The sequence below is a fragment of the Stygiolobus sp. RP850M genome (assembly GCF_037389295.1).
Lineage (GTDB): Archaea > Thermoproteota > Thermoprotei_A > Sulfolobales > Sulfolobaceae > Stygiolobus.
On the sequence record NZ_JBBHKU010000072.1, the window covers coordinates 22,861 to 44,456 of the forward strand.

Here is a 21,596-nt window from a genome sequence, read left to right on the forward strand (position 1 = left end):
ATTAAATCGCTCTTTCCATTACTTTACTACAAGTACCGGTACTTTAGCATCTTCAACTATTTTTGTTGAAACACTACCCAATATTATCCTCTTGAAAGTCGACAATCCTCTACTACCCGTAACTATTAGATCACTTCCGTTCTTAGCTGCATATTCAAGGATCGCTGTTGCTGGATCTCCTTCTAATACTACAGCATCGACCTCTTTTACACCACGTTGCTGAGCTTTGGACTTAGCGTTCTCCACATCAGTTTTAGCCTTGTTATACACTTGTTGAATTACTTCTCCAGGGATCGGGGCTACTCCCATTCCCAACAATGCAGCTGTGTCTACGACCTCAACCACGTCTAATTTTGCATTATATTTACTTGCCAGATCAATAGCTACATCTAATGCTCTAATCGCGTGGTCTGAACCATCATACGCTATGAGAATCTTTTTAAACATATTTGATCACTTTCTATCTCTTAGAATTCATTTAAAAAACTCACGCTATATTAATGCCAGATATTTTTAGTGAACGTGTATAGACATTCCCTTTTAAATCCTTCACTCCAATACCTCCAATTATCCCTTTCAACATTTCTTTTAGTGTCCCAGTTATTACAACTTCCCTTACAGCAACACCATCATACCATGCTACTGAACCTACTACCGAAAACTCTCCAGTGTCGAAATTACTGGTATGAACACCTTGTACTTGATCCACGACTATTACGTCATCCTCGACATTAGCGGCAACATCAATATCAAGGACAGAAGATGAGATTACCGGTGGTGAGGAATAGGATCTTGAGGAGGAATGAGTGTTTTCTTTACCCGCTTTCTTTGACCAATAAGTATTGGACAGAAATGTGGTGACTTTTCCTTTGTCTATAATGCAAACCTTTTTAGAAGGTAAACCTTCACCGTCAAATGACCTGCTATAAGGAGCCCATTCAATTAGTGGGTTATCGTAAATATTAATTTTATCGTTAAGTAACTCGCCCTCTTTCAACGTGCTTTTACCCCTATAGACATTTTCGAGAGATACGGCATAAGACAAAAGAGGAGACAAAAGCGATGCGACAGCCTTGGGTGTGAATATAGCCTCCTTAAATTTCCTGTCGAGAACCACTCTTCTCTTGTATATCTCGTTCTTTTTAGTTACTTCATCTTTTATTTTCTCTATGTCTAATTTTGACAAGTCCCTTACCGTGACTCCCTCATAAAACTCCGGCGTTATGAAAGCGTCTCTCTTAAAGTTAAAAACGAGAGACACACTACCGAGGCTCCTCTCCTCAGTAACGTCTACTCCCTCAGTATTAACCACTTTTATCTGCGACACGGTGAAGTCATAATATTCCCCGATAACGTTTGCAAAGTTCCTTACTTCTCCTAAAGCCTCCGCGTACTCTTTAGCTTTTTCCCTAGCTTCATCAAGCTCGAAGTACTTCAGTCTGATCTTTTCCACTTTCTCAGGAGATGGTATAACGTTAAACTTGTCCTCTTTAGATGCTTTTGCACTTTCTATAGCTAGGTCTAACACCTTATCATCAAGAGCAGTAGAGTATGCAAAGCCCGTTTTGCCATCCTTGAAGACTCTTACGCCGTAACCGTAATCAGTGAGATTGAAAGAATAGAACTGTTCCCCTCTTTTAATTTGCAAGTTTTTCGCTTTTACTGAGAAAACTTCAGCCTGATACCCCAAGCTTTTTGCCCTTTGAACTATAGAGTACTCGTCAACCAACCAGACCACCCACCTTCATGCTCTTAACCTTTACGTAAGCACCTCCTGTTCCTACGGGCACTGATTGACCTTCCTTGCCACAGAAACCTGAGGAAAAATCTAATTGCTTCGAGACTGCTGTTATGTCCCTAAGGGTTTCCAAGGTGTAACCGGAAATCCCAGCCATCTTTATGGGCTTTGTTACCTCACCATTTTGTATTATATAGCCTTCCTGAATTCCGAACTGGAAAGTGCCGTCCGGGCTTGTTTGACCACCTCGAGGAGAAACGAGTAAGATTCCGTATTTTGTCTCCCTTACCATTTCTTCGTATGAGTGGTCCCCAGCTGATATAAACGTATTCCTCATCCTAACTATAACGGGATTTCTAAAGTCCTCAGCCCTAGCATTACCCGTGGGTTTCTGACCCAGATAGGCTGAATAAAATCTGTCTGTTAAATATTCGTTTACCACTCCGTTTTTCACTATATATACGTCCCTTCCTTCAACGCCCTCATCGTCATAAGGTACAACACCAATTGCCGAATTGTAATATTGCAGGGGGGAATCAACAATATTCACAAAATCCGGGGCTATTAGTTTGCCCCTTAAAGGATGAAGGATACCGTTTATGGCTAAATCGGCTTCAGCTAAGTGACCTACCGCCTCGTGAGCGAATACCCCTACTACTTCTGGAGCTAAGATCACTTCGTAATTATCGGCTTTAACGCTCTCACCAATGAACTGATTCTGAATCCTTCTCTTTATTGTCTCCAATATGTGTTCTTCTCCCAATACTTCCAAAGGATAACCAATGTAAGTATATTTAGAGTAAGTAGACGAGACAATATTATCTCCCTCTCTACCGGTAACCACTATAGAGAGACCAGAAAGCGTATAATCTACCGTAATATCCCTATCGTCCGTACTTAAATACTCCCTGTGAACCTCTCCCTCGTAATACCTTATAGACACGCTCTTAATCCTGTTGTCAAGCCTTAGTATCTGTTCTCTTAATTTCTTTAAGTCATTCATCTTCTCTTCAATGCTTTTGTTAACTTGCAACTTGGGTTTGATTTCGACCTTATCGTGTTTAGGCTGTAAATATACTATGTTTACTGTTTCATCTCCTATTGCACTTTCTATCGCGTCCTTTACGTTCTCTTTTGTGATTTCCTCAGACGAGGAATAGTACCCCCAATTTCCTTTGTATAAAACTCTTAACGAATATCCATCGTCTACCCCATTTGTGGAAACTATTTCTCTATCCTCAGTTACAAGGAGGGATAATTCCTTAGTCCTTATCCTCCTTAAGTCGGCAAAGCTCGCCCCGAGTTGCTGAGCATAGTCCAGTAATGAATAGTTCATACTTTTAATCACGTAGAAAGAGTATAAATTAATGAATGTGGAAAAGATCAGCGTATCTATACCTAAAGAATTGTACGAAAGACTTGAGAAGTACATGCAAAGTAACGGGATCAGTGACAGAAGCAAAATACTACAAGCTGCTTTGAGGGATTTCTTGGATGAAAACGAGAAAGACCAGACCTATGTTATAGGGATAGTTAACCTAGTTTATGACTACGCAAGTACAGACAAGGTAACGACAATCCAGCATGAATATGAGGACAAGATAATCTCCGTATTACACCTCCATAAAGGAGAAAAATGCGTGGAAGCCATAGCTGTAAAGGGGATGAAATCAGAGTTAGTAGACTTAGTTAGCAAATTGACATCTGTGAAAGGTGTCAGTAAAGTAAAATTAATAGTCTCAGAGGTTCAAGATAATTTCCATGTCCAAGATAAGCATCAGCCATGAAGCAAGGAAGTTGGGAATCTTTATCGCTTATACTGAAGTGACAAGTATTATTGTAAGGGAGACCGATAACGGACTTGAGGAGGAGATGAAAAAGATCGAAGAGAAATATAAAGGTATAGATATTGATTCCCTGAAGGACGACCCAGTGGTTAGGGCTTATAGAGACTTTTATTGGAAAATCAAAATCGATCCTACAAAGACAAGACCTAGCGGGGAAGCACTGAGAAGGAGAATAGCTAGAAACGGAAAACTCCCAAGGATAAATAACGTGGTGGACATCGGAAATTTAGTGAGCGCGGACACTATGGTTCCTATAGGTATATACGACACAGCTCGTTTCAAATATCCATTAGTACTCAGACTGAGCGAAGGGAATGAAACATTTCTTGGCATCGGGAAGAAAGAGCCAGAAAAACTCGATAAGGACATACCTATTCTAGTCGACGATGAAGGAAAGGTAATGCACATTTACCCACATAGAGACTCCCAATTGACAAACGTCATCAACACTACTGAGAATGTCCTGATAGTAAGTGCTGGTGTTATGGGTGTTCCTGAGGAATTAGTAAGGAATGCAACGACAAGAGTTGCAGAATTATTAGTTAAATACGCTTGTGGTAAATGGAATGGAGAGGTGACAATATTATGAAAATGCTGATACTAGGATACGGGAACGTAGGAAAGACTTTTGTAAAACTACTCCTTCAAAAAAAGGAGAGTGTACCAGAGCTAAAAGACGTAGAAATCGGCGGTATTGTAAACAGAAGAGGGATCATGTTAGGTTATAGAGATGAGTTCGAGGTGAACTTAAAAGGTGACGTTTTTACAGCTTATGAGAAAGTTAAGCCGGACATTATTATTGATATGATGTCTGCAAATTACAAAGATGGAAATCCTTCCCTCACGTTATACAAGACCGCTTTAAAAGACGGGGTAAGTATTATTACGACGAATAAGGCTCCGCTAGCATTAGCCTATAGAGAAGTCATGAGCTTAGTGGGAAAAGGTAGACTAGGGTTTCAAGGGACTGTTATGAGTGGAACACCCTCAATTAACCTTTTAAGGATCCTACCTGGAGCTGAAGTCAAAAGAATTAGAGGGATCCTAAATGGAACAACCAATTTCATACTGACTAGGATGTATAAGGGGCAACCCTTTGAGGAAGCTCTAAAAGAGGCACAGAGGTTAGGGTATGCAGAAGAAGACCCTACTCTAGACATAAACGGGTTTGACGCAGCTGCTAAGCTGACGATCTTGGCTAATTTCGCAATGAAGAAAAACGTAAGCATAAGGGACATAAAGTTTGAAGGGATACAGAATGTAAAAGAGGCAATAAGAGGAAATAAAAAAGTTAAACTGATTGCATATGCTGACGATAGTAAAATAGAAGTATTTCCGACAGAGTTAACGCCGGAAGACCCCTTATACTATATCGACGGTGTAGAAAACGCATTGGAAATTACGACCGATATACAAACTACTGTAATTAGAGGACCGGGTGCGGGACCAATAAACGCGGCTTATGGCGCTTTCTCTGACCTAATTTTATTAAAGAGAGGATTTATCTAGTCTAAATAGTTTTTCTCAACTATTCATCTTAAACTAACTTTAGAATGATAGCTATGATTAGAATGATAGCTAGATAAGGAGATGAGAACTTAAATGATCTCCACGCCTCATCTTTATTAGGGTTCTTCATTAGCCTGAAGTTATAATAAAGAAGAATCATTGACAATACTGAGACTAATACGCCGTAAATTACACCTAAATACAACGTTAGAGAGAGGGCGAACGGAATCATTAAGATGTTTGAAACTGCTATAGCCTTTGCCGAAGTACTCTCATCTACTAAAACTGGTAACATAGGTATTTCGGCTTTAACATAATCATCCTTAAACCTTAGTGCCAATGACCAGAAGTGCCCTGGCGTCCACATGAACACTAAAAGTCCTAGCATTAACGATTCAAAATTGAACACACCTGATGAAGCTGCATAACCCGCCCAAGCCGCCGCACTCCCCGCTAGACCGCCTATAACTATATTCCACCAAGTTCTGGGTTTTAACCAAATGGAATATACTAAGACATATACTAAAAAACCAAGAGCAATAAAGAATGAGGTAAGTAAATTATCTAATAAACCAACTGCTATACCGATTATTGCAGACACTGCCCCAACGGTGTAAGCTTCACCTTTACTTACCTCTCCCTTAACAGTTGGTCTCCATGAGGTTCTCTTCATTAATTTATCTTTCTCTATTTCAAGACCACCATTTATTATCATACCTCCTCCTGCAGCTAAGCTTCCTCCTATCAGCACTGGAAGCAGATGAATCCACGAGAATATGTTCACGCTCTTTCCCAAGCCAAGTACGAAACCTGCTAGAGCTGCTATATCTAGTAAGCTTATAACTCTCGGTTTAGCAAGTTTAATGTAATCATTCAATTTCCTCGAAAAAGCAATTGACATCTTAAGATGTATTCAGTAACTAACATTAAAAAATTTATTACAGATAATAGCTAACATTTTAAATCTATAAAATTTTAAAATAACGAGATAAACGATACCTACATGAGGAAATAGAAAATGTAAATTCAAGACTAATAGCTCATTACTACTTTCAGGTCAGCATCTTTGTCTTTGTAAATCTTTATTTCCACACTTGTATCCCCGCACCTTTTCCTCAGTATAATATAACCCTCTCCCTCCCTAACCGTAACCCTAAGATTCCCGCAATTATTCAAAGCTTTTAGCTTGAACAAGTATGGGGGCTTAATTCGCTTTAAAGCCTTCGTGTAAACGTAGTCAAAGAGTTCAGTAGGGCTTTCGAAGCCAAGAGCCTTTAAAGGTACTTTGAATATTATTTCTATATAGTACTCATTAACATTAACCGATAGAGCCTCAAACTTTCGAGTATTCAAATATGCGATTAAGATAGGAGTAACACTAACTATGGCCAATGCCTCGATAAGAAAACTCCTAAAGTAATAATAAGTGAGTAGAAAACTGGAAAGTAAAGACAACCCAACGGTGAAGGGTATATATCTTAAAGTTTCAAAGAAGTCTTTAAGATATTCGGAAATAGAGAAGGAAGCTACACTACTACCTGCATATGGTATAACCCCTAAAAGAGCATAATAAATCGGTTTTTTGTCTTTTTCCATGAGTAATATTAAGAAAAAAGACCTTAAAAGCCTTATTCAAAAAACCTTTAATATGGGTTGAATAGAAAGTTCACTAAAAATCAGGCAAACTAATGGTGAATTACGGTTCTGAATTTTTGAACTCATGAAAAAAAAATTGAAAGAAAAACTTAAGAACCTTTAAAATTAGGTTTCCTCTTCTCGAAGAACGCATTTACTCCCTCTTTAGCATCTTCAGTGCTGAAGACCACACCCCATCCTAAACTCTCCATATTTACCCCTGCAAGAATAGGTATATCTAGACCTTGATTGACTAATAGTTTTACTAACTTTAGAGCTACGGGAGGTTTCTCAGCAAGTTTTATGGCGAAGTTTCTTGTTTCCTTCTCGAGCTCTGTAAGAGGCACGACTTTATTAACTAATCCTAACCTTTCCGCCTCTCTTGCTGGTATCCTATCACCAGTCATCATCATCTCCATAGCTTTTCCTTTCCCTATCAGCCTAATTAACCTCTGAGTACCACCGAAACCCGGATATATTCCTAACGTGATCTCTGGTAATCCTACTTGAGCTTCCTCAGCAGCTATCCTTATATCACAAGCCATTGCTAGCTCTAGACCTCCACCTAGTGCATATCCGTTTATCATTGCAATCGTAGGTTTTGGAAGATTTTCTATATAGTCCATAAGTTCTCTGCCTTTTTTAGCAAACTCCCATGCCGTTAGCCCGTTTAAAGTCTTGAACTGAGAAATGTCTGCACCTGCACAAAAAGCCTTTCCTAGACCAGTTATAACTATTACCCTAATCTGATCATCTGCAACTAACTCGTCTACTGCTTGCCTTAAATCTTTCATGAGTTGTTCGTTTATAGCGTTTAACTTATCTGGTCTGTTAAGATATATCCAACCCAGTGGAGGCTCCTTTTTTAATTGAACCGTCTCCATCATAATCTAAATAGAGATGAACATAAAAAATGTTAGATAAACACTGGCTCAAACCTGTCCTCAAAAGCATGCTTAGATAGTTTCCCTTTGATGGGTAGTTTATATCCACAATATTGGCACCTCATATCCTCAGTCAAATGCCACTCTAATATTCTGAAACCATCACGCCTGATAACCATCTTACCACAGTTTGGACAATAGGTGTTTTCGTATGGATGGCCAGGTACGTTACCTATATACACAAAACGGAAACCCAAGTCCTTAGCTAAACGATAATGTTTTTCCAGTGTCTCTACTGGAGTCCAGGGTAAGTAGTCTAACTTGTAATCGGGATGAAACCTTAGGAAGTGTATCGGGATATCAGGACCAGCTATGTCCATTATTTTCAAAAGGAGGTTTTTTGCGGCATTTAGATCGTCTCCGATTTTAGGAATAACTAGATCGGTGATCTCCACATGAATACCGTAAGCTAATAGACTCCTGATAGTCTCAATAATAGGTTCTGGACCCGAAGCACCGGTGTATCTTTTCATAAACTTTTCTTCACCGTTCCCCTTAAAGTCTATTGTAACAGCATCTAGAAAATCTCTTACATAATCGACCAATTCGTCACTCCAGTATCCGTTACTTACCATAGTGTTGAAAAGACCGAATTTTCTTGCTATGACTCCAGTATCGTGTGCGAATTCTGCAAATATTGCAGGTTCATTATATGTATACGTCATCCCCTCTGCTTCATAAGCCCTCGCCATATCCACCAGCTCTTCTGGTGATAACTCAACGCCCTCTGCTCTCCTCCTTTGGCTTATATCGAAGTTCTGGCAATACATACACATCCAGTTACAGCCAAATGTCGAAAACGAGAATACTCTAGACCCAGGGTAAAAGTGAACTAGAGGCTTTTTCTCTATGGGGTCAACATGGGCTGCTGCTACTTTACCGTAAACATCCAAATAGAGTTTACCATTCCTAACACTTCTCACCCCGCAAAAACCTACTTGACCTTCGCCGATAAGGCACTTCCTAGCACAAGCCAGACATCTTACTCTGTTACCTTCAGTCTTATATAGCACTGCTTCTTTGCTCATAAGTATTATATCGTGAACGAGACTTTTAAATACTTGCAATCTACCATCAAGAACGTGAAGAGGAGAATATACTATTATGATAAAGATGGGATTTCTCTTACAGCGGAGGACTTAAAGAGCCAACTGAGGTCATACGGTGTGGAGATAATAGACGTTAGGACTTGTAAATACGTTGAGGTAGATTTCGCTTATAGTGAAGAAAATGAGAAGACGATTAAAAGCGTTTTAGGTGAACCATTATTTACAGACTGTAGCACTTGCTCGTTTGAGGAACTCTTCTTCGATTTTAGATTTTGGGAGTCCCACGAAGTATTAGAAAAGAAGTGGAAGGAAGAAAAAGATACCCAAAAAAAGAAGTACATACAAGCTTTAATCCTAGTTTCAGCCTCGCTTATAAAGTACTGTAAAGGGCAAGTAAATGTTTCAGATCAACTTCTTTCTAAAGCGTTATCTCTTATATCCGAACTTCCTGAGGAGTTCTTTCCTCTCTTTTATCTCAGCATCGCCTTCGATCCCTAGTGGCGTATAACCGTCTACAACACCTATTACTCCTCTTCCTTGGTCTGTCTCAGCGACTAAAACTTGCAGGGGATTAGCTGTAGCCGCAAATATCCTAACTACTTCTTCAACATTTTTTATCCTATTTAATACGTTTATCGGGTATCCGTTCTTTATGTATATCACAAAGGTATGTCCTGCAGCTATCTTCATAGCAGTTTCTTGAGCTTTCTTAATTAAGTCCTCATCGTTTCCATCCCATCTTATTAACCTTTTGCCGCTAGCCTCACAGAAAGCTATACCAAATTTCAGAGTGGGACTGGATGAGGCTAGAGTCTCGTATAAATCCTCCACGGTCTTAATGAAATGAGATTGTCCTATGATTACGTTAGTACCTTCAGGGATTTCCACTTTCACAACATCAATTTTTACACTCATCATGATTTGTAAACACTAGAGAAAAATAAAATCTACCTATTATTCAGACGAGGACCACCACATCACTGTTCAGACGTACTCCGCGTTCATCACGACTTCAAATAAGCATAATCTAACACAACTTCAGTATTACCGTTAACTTGCACGTCTCTTTCTAGGTGGAAAATCGTGAATAATAAAGTATAATTCCCGGGCTTTACGTAAAAGACAGCAATTCCACTGCTGTTAGTCAAGGTCTGATTTAAGTACTTCCCGTTATAATATAGCCATATATTAGCTGAGCCTAAAGGCTTCGAACCTCCTCCTAGAGGACCGTAATTAACTAAAATTTTGACTACTAGCTTATAGTCCCCGTTAGGTAATGCATTTCCACCTAGATTATTAACGTAAATAACTGTTTTATAGGAACTATCAGTAATATAAACACCTACGGCAGTTATTATTATGACTATTAACGCCAACACGAGGTATATGTTATGATTCATCGCTAATGTTTGTTTAAAGCCTAATATATAAGTTCGTTCATCAATAATGTGTGTTTGATAAGCTGTTAGAAGCTTTCAAAGTATCTTTAAGAAATGATAGACAATTAATAAGACGTTATCTCATACTTGGAGCGTTTGACGGAATTCTGGTAGCTGTAAGCGTTTTAATAACCTCAGTCATTGCAGGAGAAAACATTGAAAAGATTACACCTATAGTTTTATCAGGAATTACGGGGGTCACTATTTCCTCTATGTGGAATACCATGGTAGTGGAGATAAAAGAAAAGAGAGAAGAACTGAGACAGCTAGAGCTTCAAATGATGAGAAAATTAAAGGGAACAATCTATGACTATTCTTTCAAATTGTCTATAATACTCACAACTCTCTCCCATTCCTTATCTCCGTTCCTAGGACTGATCAGCCTCTTGATTTATCAAGCTACAAGAAGCGTTACCCTAACGATCATCTTTTCCGCCATTACTTTATCGGGGTTGGGAATAGTTTATGAAGGAGACATAAAGGAAAAAATAGGCACTGCGATAATGATGTTTATTGCGGGAATTATAGCCTCTTTACTTTCACTCCTTATATCCACCAACCCGTGATACTCCAACAACCAAACTTACTATATAACTCAATGCAACTCTTCTTGTCTCCTTTTCTACATTTCTCGCACAACGGCATGTAATCATTCACCGTTTCATCGTCACATACAATATTACCGCAGATTTCTACACATTTTCTCCCTTCTATCTCAATATAACAATCACTCACTTTCATACACTTTTTTAAACTTTTTAAACAATATGAACATATGTCTAAAGTTATTCAAAGAGTCGATAAACAAGGAGAAATAGTAGAAAGGAGAGAACAAATTAAAGAAATAATTAAAGAGATTGAAGATGGAACTGAAGACCTCAAAATAGTAGCCTTTATGGAGCACACCACACCACCTGAAACCGTAAAGCCAAAAGTAATAAAGTTCCAACAAGTAATAAAACTACTTAAACTCTTAGCTGAAGATAACCCAATAGAGAAAGGAGTAGCTAAGATAATGCTCTATTCACCATCTACAGGCAGATCTAGAGGATTAACACCAACAATGATGCCAGGTTTCCAGTATATAAAGGCTGGGATGCAGACTAAACCTCATTCGCACAATATGTCTTCCATATACCTAGTCGTCAGAGGGAAGGGATATAGCGTGGTAGGAGGAAAGAAGCTAGAGTGGGAAGAAGGAGATGTGTTCGTAGTTCCAGCTAACATGGTGCACTATCACGTAAACACTTCTAAGGACGAAGATGCAATCTTATTCGACGTAACAGACTCAGGCTTGTTAGAGAACTTAGGCATTCTAGAATTTAAAGAGGAGGAATAAAACTAGAAATCTTTTTAACTTACTTTTTTATCTTTTTACACTTTTCCTCTCAGTAACTTAATTAGAGATATTAACTTTTCGTCTCTCCATTTAGAGAGTTCTTGGAAGGTTTTACCCTTAAGGAACTCATACTCCTTCATTTGCTGCACAGACCTAATAACTCCCGTATACGGGAACTTATCGTACTTTGCCAGTGTGTGCATCCATTCGTTAGCACCATATCCGAAACCTCTACTAAAGAAGTACTCTAATCCTCCTTCTCCTCCTCCTAAATGATAAGTTAAGAAAGGCCCCATGAATGCCCATCTTAAACCGATTGCAGCTGTCATGACTTTATCAATATCCTCTACTGTAGCAATACCCTCATCAACGAGGTAAACCGCTTCCCTAAATAGAGCGAACGCAAGCCTGTTGCCTAAAAAGCCTGGAACCTCTTTTTTCAGCACCACCACTACTCTTTCTAATTTGTTCTCCATAAAGTCTTTAGATGCATCTAAAACTTCTTTAGAGGTTTTCTCCCCCGGGACTATTTCTACCAATGGTAATAAGTGCGGAGGGTTCCAAGGGTGAATTATAACACCTCTTTCGGGGTGTTTCGGCATTGCTTTCTGAATTTCGGTCATTAATAAACCCGAAGTGCTGCTCCCGAGTATTACATCCTTATCTAGCCTTTCGTCTAATTCCCTAAATAGTTTTTTCTTAACGTCATAGTCCTCAATAACTGCCTCTAACACTAGATCTGTATCTTTTATCGCCTCGTCAAAGCTCGTAGTTGGATGGATAAATTTCATGTAATAATCTGGCTCTTTGTCGACTAGCTTGTTCTCGTATAATACGTTTAAGTAACCTTTGATCTTTACAAGACCCTTATCTAATGTCTCTTTCTTCTCTGTGTAGAAATAGTTTTCGTATCCCTTTAGTGCTAGAAGGGTGCTCCAACCTGCACCTATTACACCCGCACCAATCACAGAGACTTTACGTATTTGTCTCATAGCTTTTAAAAAAGTTTAGAGAGTATAAGTATTTTTTGTCCGAGAACTTTACAACCAAACGGTTGCTTTTATTTATGCTATGAGTAATTGACTAATGCAATGGACTTAGTAAACCAAATTAAGGATTACGTAGAAAAGATAACCCCCAAGCTACAAGAGAGGTTCGATAGTAGGGAAAAGCTTCTTCTACTTTCAAGAGAAGTAATAAGATATGCAGGAGAGACAATATCGTTATCTCATAAAATGAAAAAGGAGGAAGCGACTAAGAGATACGAAATGACACTACAAAAGTTAAAGGAGCTAAAGGAGGTAGTATGCAACTACCCTGAACTACTTTATGGGGATGTAGGAACTGCTTTCCAAGAAGTAGCTGAAGCTAGCGTAGTTTACTCCATTTATTTCGATCAGAGAGTACCTACGGGAGAGGAGCTCGGTATTCCAGATATATACTACATCCTCGGAATAGCTGATGCTATAGGGGAGCTGAGGAGAAGAGTTTTAGAATTGCTAAGGAAAAGAGAGGTTGAAAAAGCTGAACAAACTTATACTATAATGGAGGAGCTATACGAAATACTTTGGGAGCTTGAATATCCTAAAGCTCTTGTTCCTAATCTAAGGCAGAAAATAGACTCCCTTAGAAGACTTTTAGAGGAGACTAATCATGATTTATTTCTAGCTCACTTAGAATAGGTTTCTTTTATGTAGTCCACTAATTTTTCAGCCACATTAATGTTAGTTGCTACCATAAACCCTTTGAATTCTGGTACGTCGTTTAACTCGTTTACTACGTATCCCTTTGTTGGGTGTTCTAGGATATCTATAGATACAAACTCTCCTCCTACTACTCCAACTGCCTTTAATACAGTTTCTTCCAATTTACTATCTACGTCGATTTTAGAAGGATAACCACCTAAGGCTATATTTGCCCTCCATTCATTGGGAGGTACGTTTCTCGCATAACAACCTAATAAGGTTTTGCCCATTACTATACATCTTATATCTCTCCCTTTGTATTGTATATACTCTTGAACAATGTGAACCTTTAATGCTGAATTACCCATAAGTTCTCTATGCTCTACAATAGTCTTTCCCTCGAAGTTATCTCTCACGAGAGAAACAAGTCTTCCCCAGCTACCTATTGGAGGTTTGTCTATTAGAGGGAAACCTTTTTGCTCATAAGCTTTCAGAGCAGCATCTGGAGACATTGCAATTATGGAGTCTGGTATAGGTATTCCATGTTTATATAACCTTGAGTATGTTAATATCTTGTCTCCACAGATATTGATGGCATCAACGGAATTTATTGTATGCACACCAGCTGCTTCGAATACCGCAGATGAATATAACGCTCTGTACATACTAACAGGCCTTATTATTGCAACATCATATCTTCCAAGTCCCTTATTGAATGGTATAGGTTCTTGGCCTATGTTTATTATATCGTAGGGAACTTGTTTCACATCTAGTGCTTTAGCTATTAACTTCTCTTCTTGTCTTATTATATCCACTATCAACGCCGCTCTCATATTCCAGCACCATACTCCTTTACTTCATTAAATGTTAACTTATCTTGTATAGAAAAAGACTTAGTTACCTCATTCCCTAATCTACCGTTTAAAATTAAAGGTATATTATAATCGACGGCAATACGCCTCACCTCATAATCTAACTTCTTAAGATATCCATCAGTTACCACAATATCAACTTTTCTATCCTTAATGAGGGAAATTGCTTCCTTAACATCGACACTTTCGATACCTTCTATCTCAGCTCCTTGTATCGTATAAGTAGTTAAACCAAACTCGCTTAGATTCTTGGCTGAAAGTGCTAAATACTCCTTGTTAGTCCTTCCATAAACCAGTGCAACTGAACCTCTTGAAGGAATTCTGTTAGGAGCTACGGCTAACCAACTCTTAAGCAATGCATCGTAAAAGTCTACGCCTAAAGCCGCTGCCTCTCCAGTACTCTTCATTTCTGGCCCTAAATATGGATATGCACCTTTCAATTGTGCCCATGAGAACTGAGCAGACTTTACTCCCCATACTTTAGGCTTTAGTTCCTTAAACCCATCGAAATCAAACCCCTTCAGAATACCCTCTAGGGCTAACGATATTATATTATTTCCTACTACCTTACTACTGAAGGGCATCGATCTACTAGCTCTTAGGTTAAGTTCAATAATATAGGGCTCTCCGTCTTTTACTACAAATTGCACATTAAACGGACCCTTAATCTCCAACTCCCTCATAATGGCATAAACATTGTTCTTCATTTTTTCAACTGTAATTTCACTTAACTTTCTATACGGTATAGACATAGTTGCATCTCCGCTGTGGACTCCTGCCTCTTCTACATGTTCCATTACTATTCCGTAAACGGCCTTGCCATCAGATGCGCCATCTATCTCTGCTTCTATAGCGTTTTCTATGTACTTTGATACAACTACTGGATGTTCTGAGGATAGCTCTGTAGCCTTCCTTAAATAAACCATTAACTCGTTATCATCATAAACTATCTTCATTGCCGAACCACTGAGTACGTAGCTAGGTCTCACTAAGACTGGGTAGCCAACACGAGATACGAATTGCTTTACTTCCTCGAGTGATTTTGCAGAAACCCATTCAGGTTGTTTAATGCCGAGCTTATCTAAGAGTTTAGAGAACTTTTCCCTATCTTCCGCATTATCAACACTTTTTCCGGAAGTTCCCAATAATCTAATTCCTTCATCTTCTAGCTTTTTAGAGATACTGTTACCTATCTGTCCACCCGTAAAAGTGGCTACATATGTAAACCTTTCTTTCTTTACAATATCTAATACCCTCTCCACGTTAATCTCGTCAAAGTACAATTTCCTAGTTATATCCCAGTCAGTGGATACGGTTTCAGGATTATAATTAAGAATTGAGACCTCATCAAAGTAATCCTTTGCCGCGTCAAGAAGCGAAACTACACTCCAGTCAAATTCCACTGATACACCTATTCTAAAGCCACCTGCACCTATGATCAGGAGCTTTGAACCAGTCTCGGAAAACTCTATATCATCTTCTGTCCCGTTATAAGTTAAGTAGAGATAGTTAGTAACTGCAGGCCATTCACCTGCCAAAGTATCTATTTGTTTGACTTTCGGTTCAATTCCTAGTTTCTGTCTTGCAGCTCTGATTTCCCTTTCGCTTATGTTCAAAGCCTTTGCTAACTGGTAATCGCTAAATCCGAGCTTCTTAGCCTTCAGTAAAGTCTTTTTGTCGAGCTGTTTAGTCTTCTTCAACTCCTCATAGAACTCCACTACATTCTTAATCTTATTGAGGAAGAATTTCCCTATTCCAGTAGCGTCGTATACCTCATCTATAGTAGCTCCCTCTTTGAAAGCCTTTGCTGCATATAAGAACCAGTATGGTCTTCTGTTCTTTAAGTTCTCTAGAGCTTCAGTCTTCTTCATCTTGGACTCATAAATTTTACCGCCCACTAGACCCGGTTCACCTATATCTAGCATTCTTATGGCTTTCTGTAAAGTTTCCTCAAACGACCTCCCTATGCTCATTACTTCTCCTACACTTTTCATCTCTGACGCCAGAAATTGTTCCACGTTCTCGAACTTATCCAAATCCCATCTGGGTATCTTTATTACTAGGTAATCCAAACTGGGCTCAAAACATGCACAAGTAGACCCGGATACTTTGTTAAGAACCTCGTATAGGTCGTATCCCAATGCTAATTTAGCTGAGACATAAGCTAACGGGTATCCGGTAGCTTTGCTTGCTAAGGCACTTGACCTTGACATTCTTGGATTTGTTTCAATTACATAATAATTATAACCTTTAGGATCAAGGGCAAACTGTACGTTACACTCTCCTACTAGATCTATGGACTTAGCTACGTCTATTGCCATGCTTCTCATATCTTGGAACTCTTTGTTGTCTAACGTCTGACAAGGGGCAATTACCGTAGATTCTCCAGTGTGAACACCCATTGGATCGAGGTTCTCTATACAAGCTATTACGGCTGAGTTACCGTGTTTATCCCTCATGACCTCGTATTCTAGCTCTATCCAGTGGTGGAGGTATTTCTCGATTAAGACTTCGTGAATGTAACTTTGACTTAACGCTCTACCTATATCTCTCTTTAAATCCTCTTCATTCCATGCTACTGTTGAACCTCTACCTCCTAAATTGAAGCTAACTCTTACCATTACTGGATAACCTATTTGTCGAGCCTTTTCGAGTGCCTCTTCTTCACTTCTAGCTGAAAGACTTGGAGGAACCGGTATCCCTACTTCTATCATTGTTTCCCTGAACTTTTCTCTACTTAGAGCCCTCTCAATTCCTTCGATGGGAGTTCCAAGTACTTTAACACCGTATTTATGAAGAACTCCTTTCTTATAGAGGTCTACACCAACGTTGAGAGCAGTCTGTCCTCCAAAGCCTATCATTATAGCATCAGGTCTTTCCTTCTCAATTACTTTTTCTACAGCCCACCACGTCACCGGTAACAAGTAAAGCTTGTCTGCGAACTTATAGCTCGTTTGGACTGTTGCTACGTTGGAATTTATAAGGATTGTAGTTATTCCTTCCTCTTTCAATGCCTTTAACGCCTGACTGCCTGAGTAGTCAAACTCTGCCGCTTCCGCTATTTTAATAGGACCTGAACCTACTACCAGGACTTTCTTTAGGGACTCATACATTTTTAACCACCATTTTCTTGAATTTATCAAATACCCACGTTACATCCCAAGGTCCGGGTCTAGCCTCGGGGTGGAATTGGGTAGTGATTATGGGTAATTTCTCGTGAATCCAACCTTCAACTGTGCCGTCATCTGGGTTATAGAACCAGAGTTTTGTATTAGGAGGTAGATCCTCTTTTGACAAGATGCCATATCCGTGGTTGTGGGTTGTAATATAACATTTATTTGACGTAGTATCTATAACAGGTTTGTTCACTGCCCTATGACCGAACTTCATTTTCTTAACTTTTCCGCCTAGGGCTATAGTGGCTATTTGATGACCAAGACATATACCTAATATAGGAAGTTTGTATTCTGTTACTTCTCTGAAATTTTGGGCTAGGTCTTTAAGTAAATTCGGATTACCTGGCCCGTTCCCGAACACTATTCCCTTAGGGTCAAAGTCCATTATTTTATTAACGGAATAATTACAAGGAACTCTTACAATGGTAAAACCTCTCTGATATAGCTGGTACAATATACCGTGTTTTATACCACAATCAACTAACACTATAGTCTCTTCCGAATTCCCTTGGTGTATAATAGGGGCTTTAGGCGAAGTATATTGTGTAAAGTCTATTTCATCGTACTTTTTCTCAAGGTACTTTTTAACGTTGACATCATCAAAGTCGATCCCAGAAGCTAATATGCCCATCATCACACCAAACGACCTCACTTTCTTCACTATAGCTCTAGTATCAACATCTTGTAACCCTGGTACTCCTTCTTTTTTTAACCACGAATCCAAGGTCATTGCTGAGTTCCATTTGAAAGGTTCCGTATGCTCCGCAATTACCACACCTTCTACCTGAATTACTTCAGACTCATAATTAGTCAAAATACCATTTACGGTTCGTTTCTCTGGAATTCCGTAATTTCCTATTAACGGATGCGTAAAGACTAGGATTTGCCCTCTGTAGGAAGGATCTGTGAGACTGTCTGGATAACCATTCATAGCTGTAGTGAAAACTATTTCCCCAGCTCTGATTCCCTTAGCTCCGAATCCTTTCCCTTTAATTAGTGTTCCATCCTCTAGATATAGAAAACCTATTTCTTCATTGTAAAATGTCATCTTCTATCACCTTTAATTCCGAAATTTTATCTATAAATTGTAATCTATATTCTCTAAAATTATTCCATTTTTGCTCTATGTTCTCTTTTTTCAACTCTATCTCTGTTTTTATTAATTCTGGATTTGGAGAACCTATTACAGCCTTTTTTTCTATAGAACTTTTTAATGAAATTTCGGACTGAAAAGTGCCCGCTCTAATCTTGTTAGCAACCTCCATATAAGCTTTTCTGTAAGGTACTCCGGTAAGAGCTAAGTCCTCCGCTACATCTGTCGCCGTAATACTTTTATCGTCAAATTTCCCTGTAACTTCCATTTTCTCTAAGACGTCTTTAATGACGTAGATACTCGGAATCACGTGCTTTACGCATTCCCAATAGTGTCTGTTAAGTTCTTGTAAGTCCAAATTGTATCCTGAAGGTAAGGCTTTATATATTGTAACAAGTGAGGAAAGATGTCCGAAACACTCCCCAGCCTTAGTCCTCAGAATTTCCATGGTTACTGCGTTCCTCTTCTGGGGCATTAGGCTACTGGTGCTCACATGAGAATCTGGTAATTTTATTATTCCAACAAAGGAGGAGGAGAGCAATATTAAGTCCTCTGCGATTCTGCTAAATATCAACATTAACAAAGTCAAAGACGAGATTGCAGAGATTAAATCGAGCCTCGAGGCGGTAGCTGATATAGTGTTATAAACTAGACCTTCAAAACCTAGCATTTCAGCCTCTCTTTTTCTGTTGAGTTTCACATTAGTACCAACTATTGCACCACTTCCTAAGGGACTTCTGTTAACAAGTCTTAACGAGATAAAAAGTTGATCCCAAACAGAGTCCAACTCCTCATCTACGTAAAGCAAATAGTGGGCTAGAGAAGTGGGTTGAGCCGGTTGAAAGTGAGTGTAAACTGGGATAATTACCTCAGTAGTTTTCTCAGCTCTTTCTAAAATAGAGATACGAAGTGAGTATAACGCCTCAAAAACGTTTACCAAGTAGTCCCTCATTTTAAGCCTTAATGCCGTGGATACGTGATCGTTTCTACTTCTTCCTAAGCCAACCCAACCCCCTTCCTCACCTACTAATTTTATTATATAGTCTTCCATTGCTTCGTGAATATCTTCATAGTTTCCCGTGTACTCCCTAAAGGAGTTTATTGCTTGAAGGATTTTCTTTGCTGTGTCCTTTTTAATATATCCAGAAAGGTAAAGCTCAATTACATGAGCCTTCATCACCGTCTTTACTTCTTCTATTATCTCTCTGTCACTCTCGTTAGAGGAGGTATAAGAAACAACGAAGTCCTTATCCGTCCCCCACTTTCTATATAACACGTTAATCACTCCTTACTTCTCTCGTGAGAAGTGAATGCATTCCGAATATCTCAATGAAACCTCTTGCCATCTCATCCGTGGGGTACCACCCTTTATTATAACTTGCTACCTTCTCCGAGAACGGCGAATATTTAGGCTTCCTTCCGAGTATCCTCATTCCATTACCGTCAATCTCTACTTGGACTTCACCCGTAATCCACTTGTTTAAGTTATCTCCAGCTAACTCTAGGGTTTCCCTCAGAGGCTCGTACCAGAGACCTTGATATACCAAATCCGACCATTGAGAGTCGATTAGCTTCTTAAATCTCAGCTCTAGGGGGGAGTATGTTGACTTCTCTAAGTCTTTATGTGAGTATATTAACACTAATGCAGCTGGAGCTTCGTAAACTTCTCTAGACTTAAAGCCTACAACCCTATTCTCGAGGTGTTCAATCCTCCCGAAGCCTCTTGAACCTGCCAGTTCATTTAGTATCTGAACTAATTTTACGAAATCCATTTTCTCGTTATTAACTGATACCGGTATACCTTTATCGAACTCAATAACGAGTTTCAGCTTTTCGTTAGTTTTTCTTTTCGTCCATTCAAAAGCATCTTCAGGTACTTCTACGGATGGGTCTGAAATTATATCTCCTTCTATACTTCTCCCCCACAAGTTTTCATCGATACTGTATTTACTACTCTCTGATTTAACCGGAATTCCCTTCTCTTTAGCGTACTGTAATTCGGTCTCCCTTGTCATTTTCCATATCCTTGCAGGAGCAATAATCTTGGCTTCGGGATAAAGGGCTTTAACTGCTAAATCAAACCTAACCTGATCGTTGCCCTTTGAAGTGGAACCGTGGGCTACAGCTTCTGCTTCTTCTTTTTTAGCTATCTCAACAACCTTTTGGGCGATGAGCGGTCTGGCTAGTGCTGTCGCTAAGGGGTAAACGTCCTCATAAAGTCCGTTCATCTTAACGGCATAAGAAAGAAACTTATCGGCGAACTCCTTTTTCGCGTCAATTGTATAGTGCTTCTCTGCCCCAGCTATATATGCTCTTTTTTCTATATCTTCAAAATTATCTTTTTGCCCTACATCCACTGTGACTGTTATAACGGTGGCGTTGAAGGTTTCCTTTAGCCATTTTATGGCTACTGTTGTGTCAAGACCTCCTGAATATGCAAGGACTATTTTCATTTCCGTGTTTACAGAGAAAATTTAATATTTAAGATATGGTCATCATCAGAAAAACGAATTCTCTAGGTAGGGAATGTTGAAGGAGTCCTTTAGCCCTTCTTTTTGTGTACATAATAATCAAGTGCTTGCCTAAGAAAATCAGTTCTACTTTCTAATCCCAGTTCTTCAATGTACTTATCAATCTTTGAAACAATTTCCTCTCTGAGTCTAACACTTACAACTTTCTTCATGATCTCAATAAAAAATGGTCATACCATCTTATAAGAGTAATGACTGAAAAATATACCATAAAAAGCGATTAATTAGAGTAAAAAGTTTTAACTTACTGAAGTAAGTATTACGGCGTTCTTGGCTTTCTTGTATTCCTCTAGCCTTTCTGTCATAGTTTTAATGGTAACTGTAAGTATATCTTTATGATATTTTCTAACATGTTCCTCAGCATCTTCCTTAGGAACTGAGATATCACATATAGTACACGTATAAAGTTCATCCTCTCCCTTTTTAATTATCGGTTTAATGTCCTTTGAGATTTCCTTAATAATCGGAATAATCTTCTTAGCCCTTGCTTCACTACCACTCTTTTCAATAATCCTCTGAGCGTAACCCCTAAGCTGATGTTTTGATATCTGATATTCATAGGCAACTGACGCTGGACCTTCCCCCTTCACTAGGTATTTCTCTAGAGCATCTATTATGTAGTCGCTACCTCCTAGTATTTTTAATGCTATATAATTAATTAGAGATTTTGTATCCATCTGTTTCATATATAGTCACTAGACACCTTTATTATCGCCAGAGTTTAAAAGGAATACTGTTA

Annotated in this window: 25 protein-coding genes; 7 read left to right on the top strand and 18 right to left on the bottom strand. The window is 38.9% G+C overall.

Annotation, left to right across the window (positions count from 1 at the left end; translation table 11 throughout):
* Positions 1-18: 18 nt before the first annotated feature.
* The 3 genes from WIW52_RS10080 to tldD are packed head-to-tail and all read right to left on the bottom strand — an operon-like array spanning position 19 to position 3,074.
* Positions 19-447, bottom strand: coding sequence for a universal stress protein (locus tag WIW52_RS10080; protein WP_337710266.1), 429 nt, complete (start codon positions 445-447; stop codon positions 19-21).
* Between the two features lie 40 nt (positions 448-487).
* Positions 488-1,729 (bottom strand): TldD/PmbA family protein, encoded by a 1,242-nt coding sequence (locus WIW52_RS10085; RefSeq protein ID WP_337710268.1) that lies wholly within the window; start codon positions 1,727-1,729, stop codon positions 488-490.
* Positions 1,722-3,074, bottom strand: a complete 1,353-nt coding sequence (gene tldD, locus WIW52_RS10090; RefSeq protein WP_337710269.1) for a zinc metalloprotease TldD — start codon at positions 3,072-3,074, stop codon at positions 1,722-1,724. Before tldD ends, WIW52_RS10085 begins: the two co-directional genes overlap by 8 nt.
* Before the next feature lie 31 nt (positions 3,075-3,105).
* On the opposite strand from tldD, the gene WIW52_RS10095 reads away from it, so the two are divergent.
* The 3 genes from WIW52_RS10095 to WIW52_RS10105 are packed head-to-tail and all read left to right on the top strand — an operon-like array spanning position 3,106 to position 5,094.
* Entirely contained in the window at positions 3,106-3,525 is a 420-nt protein-coding gene (locus tag WIW52_RS10095; RefSeq protein WP_337710271.1) for a CopG family ribbon-helix-helix protein, read from the top strand.
* On the top strand, positions 3,500-4,174 hold the full coding sequence (locus WIW52_RS10100; RefSeq protein WP_337710272.1) for a B3/B4 domain-containing protein: 675 nt from the start codon (positions 3,500-3,502) through the stop codon (positions 4,172-4,174). Before WIW52_RS10095 ends, WIW52_RS10100 begins: the two co-directional genes overlap by 26 nt.
* A complete protein-coding gene (locus WIW52_RS10105; protein ID WP_337710273.1) occupies positions 4,171-5,094 on the top strand; it encodes a homoserine dehydrogenase in 924 nt (307 codons plus the stop codon). The genes WIW52_RS10100 and WIW52_RS10105 overlap by 4 nt, the downstream gene beginning before the upstream one ends.
* 28 nt (positions 5,095-5,122) lie before the next feature.
* Here the strand turns inward: WIW52_RS10105 and cyoE are convergent, their stop codons facing one another.
* The 4 genes from cyoE to amrS all read right to left on the bottom strand — a co-directional run bounded on the left by cyoE (position 5,123) and on the right by amrS (position 8,701).
* Positions 5,123-5,995: a heme o synthase gene (gene cyoE / locus WIW52_RS10110; RefSeq protein WP_337710274.1), complete on the bottom strand. Its 873-nt coding sequence runs from the start codon at positions 5,993-5,995 to the stop codon at positions 5,123-5,125.
* 131 nt (positions 5,996-6,126) lie between these two features.
* On the bottom strand, positions 6,127-6,690 hold the full coding sequence (locus WIW52_RS10115; RefSeq protein WP_337701598.1) for a hypothetical protein: 564 nt from the start codon (positions 6,688-6,690) through the stop codon (positions 6,127-6,129).
* 149 nt (positions 6,691-6,839) lie between these two features.
* A complete protein-coding gene (locus tag WIW52_RS10120) occupies positions 6,840-7,613 on the bottom strand; it encodes an enoyl-CoA hydratase/isomerase family protein (RefSeq protein WP_337710424.1) in 774 nt (257 codons plus the stop codon).
* A 32-nt stretch (positions 7,614-7,645) separates the two neighbouring features.
* Positions 7,646-8,701 carry an AmmeMemoRadiSam system radical SAM enzyme gene (gene amrS / locus WIW52_RS10125; RefSeq protein ID WP_337710275.1) on the bottom strand — a complete coding sequence of 352 codons (1,056 nt, stop codon included), beginning with the start codon at positions 8,699-8,701 and terminating at the stop codon, positions 7,646-7,648.
* A 54-nt stretch (positions 8,702-8,755) separates the two neighbouring features.
* On the opposite strand from amrS, the gene WIW52_RS10130 reads away from it, so the two are divergent.
* Positions 8,756-9,220 carry a DUF309 domain-containing protein gene (locus WIW52_RS10130; protein ID WP_337710276.1) on the top strand — a complete coding sequence of 155 codons (465 nt, stop codon included), beginning with the start codon at positions 8,756-8,758 and terminating at the stop codon, positions 9,218-9,220.
* On the opposite strand, the gene WIW52_RS10135 is transcribed toward WIW52_RS10130, so the two are convergent.
* Together WIW52_RS10135 and WIW52_RS10140 are read right to left on the bottom strand one after the other, a co-directional pair.
* Positions 9,149-9,637, bottom strand: coding sequence for an adenosine-specific kinase (locus WIW52_RS10135; protein WP_337710425.1), 489 nt, complete (start codon positions 9,635-9,637; stop codon positions 9,149-9,151). The two genes, WIW52_RS10130 and WIW52_RS10135, sit on opposite strands and share 72 nt — an antisense overlap.
* 89 nt (positions 9,638-9,726) lie before the next feature.
* Complete coding sequence (locus WIW52_RS10140) at positions 9,727-10,122, bottom strand: hypothetical protein (RefSeq protein WP_337710277.1); 396 nt, start codon at positions 10,120-10,122, stop codon at positions 9,727-9,729.
* Between the two features lie 50 nt (positions 10,123-10,172).
* Between WIW52_RS10140 and WIW52_RS10145 the strand changes: the two genes are divergently transcribed.
* A complete protein-coding gene (locus WIW52_RS10145; protein ID WP_337710278.1) occupies positions 10,173-10,727 on the top strand; it encodes a hypothetical protein in 555 nt (184 codons plus the stop codon).
* Here the strand turns inward: WIW52_RS10145 and WIW52_RS10150 are convergent.
* On the bottom strand, positions 10,708-10,896 hold the full coding sequence (locus WIW52_RS10150; protein WP_443295700.1) for a hypothetical protein: 189 nt from the start codon (positions 10,894-10,896) through the stop codon (positions 10,708-10,710). The two genes, WIW52_RS10145 and WIW52_RS10150, sit on opposite strands and share 20 nt — an antisense overlap.
* A 40-nt stretch (positions 10,897-10,936) precedes the next feature.
* On the opposite strand from WIW52_RS10150, the gene WIW52_RS10155 reads away from it, so the two are divergent.
* Positions 10,937-11,500, top strand: coding sequence for a cupin domain-containing protein (locus WIW52_RS10155; RefSeq protein WP_337701580.1), 564 nt, complete (start codon positions 10,937-10,939; stop codon positions 11,498-11,500).
* Between the two features lie 35 nt (positions 11,501-11,535).
* Here the strand turns inward: WIW52_RS10155 and WIW52_RS10160 are convergent, their stop codons facing one another.
* Positions 11,536-12,492, bottom strand: a complete 957-nt coding sequence (locus WIW52_RS10160) for a 3-hydroxyacyl-CoA dehydrogenase family protein (protein ID WP_337701578.1) — start codon at positions 12,490-12,492, stop codon at positions 11,536-11,538.
* A gap of 99 nt (positions 12,493-12,591) precedes the next feature.
* On the opposite strand from WIW52_RS10160, the gene WIW52_RS10165 reads away from it, so the two are divergent.
* Positions 12,592-13,182 (top strand): haloacid dehalogenase, encoded by a 591-nt coding sequence (locus WIW52_RS10165; protein WP_337710283.1) that lies wholly within the window; start codon positions 12,592-12,594, stop codon positions 13,180-13,182.
* Here the strand turns inward: WIW52_RS10165 and lysX are convergent.
* The 7 genes from lysX to WIW52_RS10200 form a co-directional block, all read right to left on the bottom strand.
* Complete coding sequence (lysX, locus tag WIW52_RS10170; protein WP_337701574.1) at positions 13,170-14,018, bottom strand: lysine biosynthesis protein LysX; 849 nt, start codon at positions 14,016-14,018, stop codon at positions 13,170-13,172. The two genes, WIW52_RS10165 and lysX, sit on opposite strands and share 13 nt — an antisense overlap.
* Positions 14,015-17,170, bottom strand: coding sequence for a carbamoyl-phosphate synthase (glutamine-hydrolyzing) large subunit (gene carB / locus WIW52_RS10175; RefSeq protein ID WP_337710285.1), 3,156 nt, complete (start codon positions 17,168-17,170; stop codon positions 14,015-14,017). The genes lysX and carB overlap by 4 nt, the downstream gene beginning before the upstream one ends.
* The gene (gene carA, locus WIW52_RS10180) at positions 17,163-18,281 is read right to left on the bottom strand and encodes a glutamine-hydrolyzing carbamoyl-phosphate synthase small subunit (protein ID WP_337710287.1); all 1,119 of its coding nucleotides are present in this window, start codon (positions 18,279-18,281) and stop codon (positions 17,163-17,165) included. Before carA ends, carB begins: the two co-directional genes overlap by 8 nt.
* On the bottom strand, positions 18,265-19,602 hold the full coding sequence (gene argH, locus WIW52_RS10185; protein ID WP_337710289.1) for an argininosuccinate lyase: 1,338 nt from the start codon (positions 19,600-19,602) through the stop codon (positions 18,265-18,267). Before argH ends, carA begins: the two co-directional genes overlap by 17 nt.
* 1 nt (position 19,603) lies before the next feature.
* Positions 19,604-20,779 (bottom strand): argininosuccinate synthase, encoded by a 1,176-nt coding sequence (locus WIW52_RS10190; protein ID WP_337710291.1) that lies wholly within the window; start codon positions 20,777-20,779, stop codon positions 19,604-19,606.
* 89 nt (positions 20,780-20,868) lie between these two features.
* Positions 20,869-21,009, bottom strand: coding sequence for a ribbon-helix-helix domain-containing protein (locus tag WIW52_RS10195; RefSeq protein ID WP_337701563.1), 141 nt, complete (start codon positions 21,007-21,009; stop codon positions 20,869-20,871).
* Between the two features lie 87 nt (positions 21,010-21,096).
* Entirely contained in the window at positions 21,097-21,543 is a 447-nt protein-coding gene (locus WIW52_RS10200; RefSeq protein WP_337701561.1) for a hypothetical protein, read from the bottom strand.
* Positions 21,544-21,596: the final 53 nt, after the last annotated feature.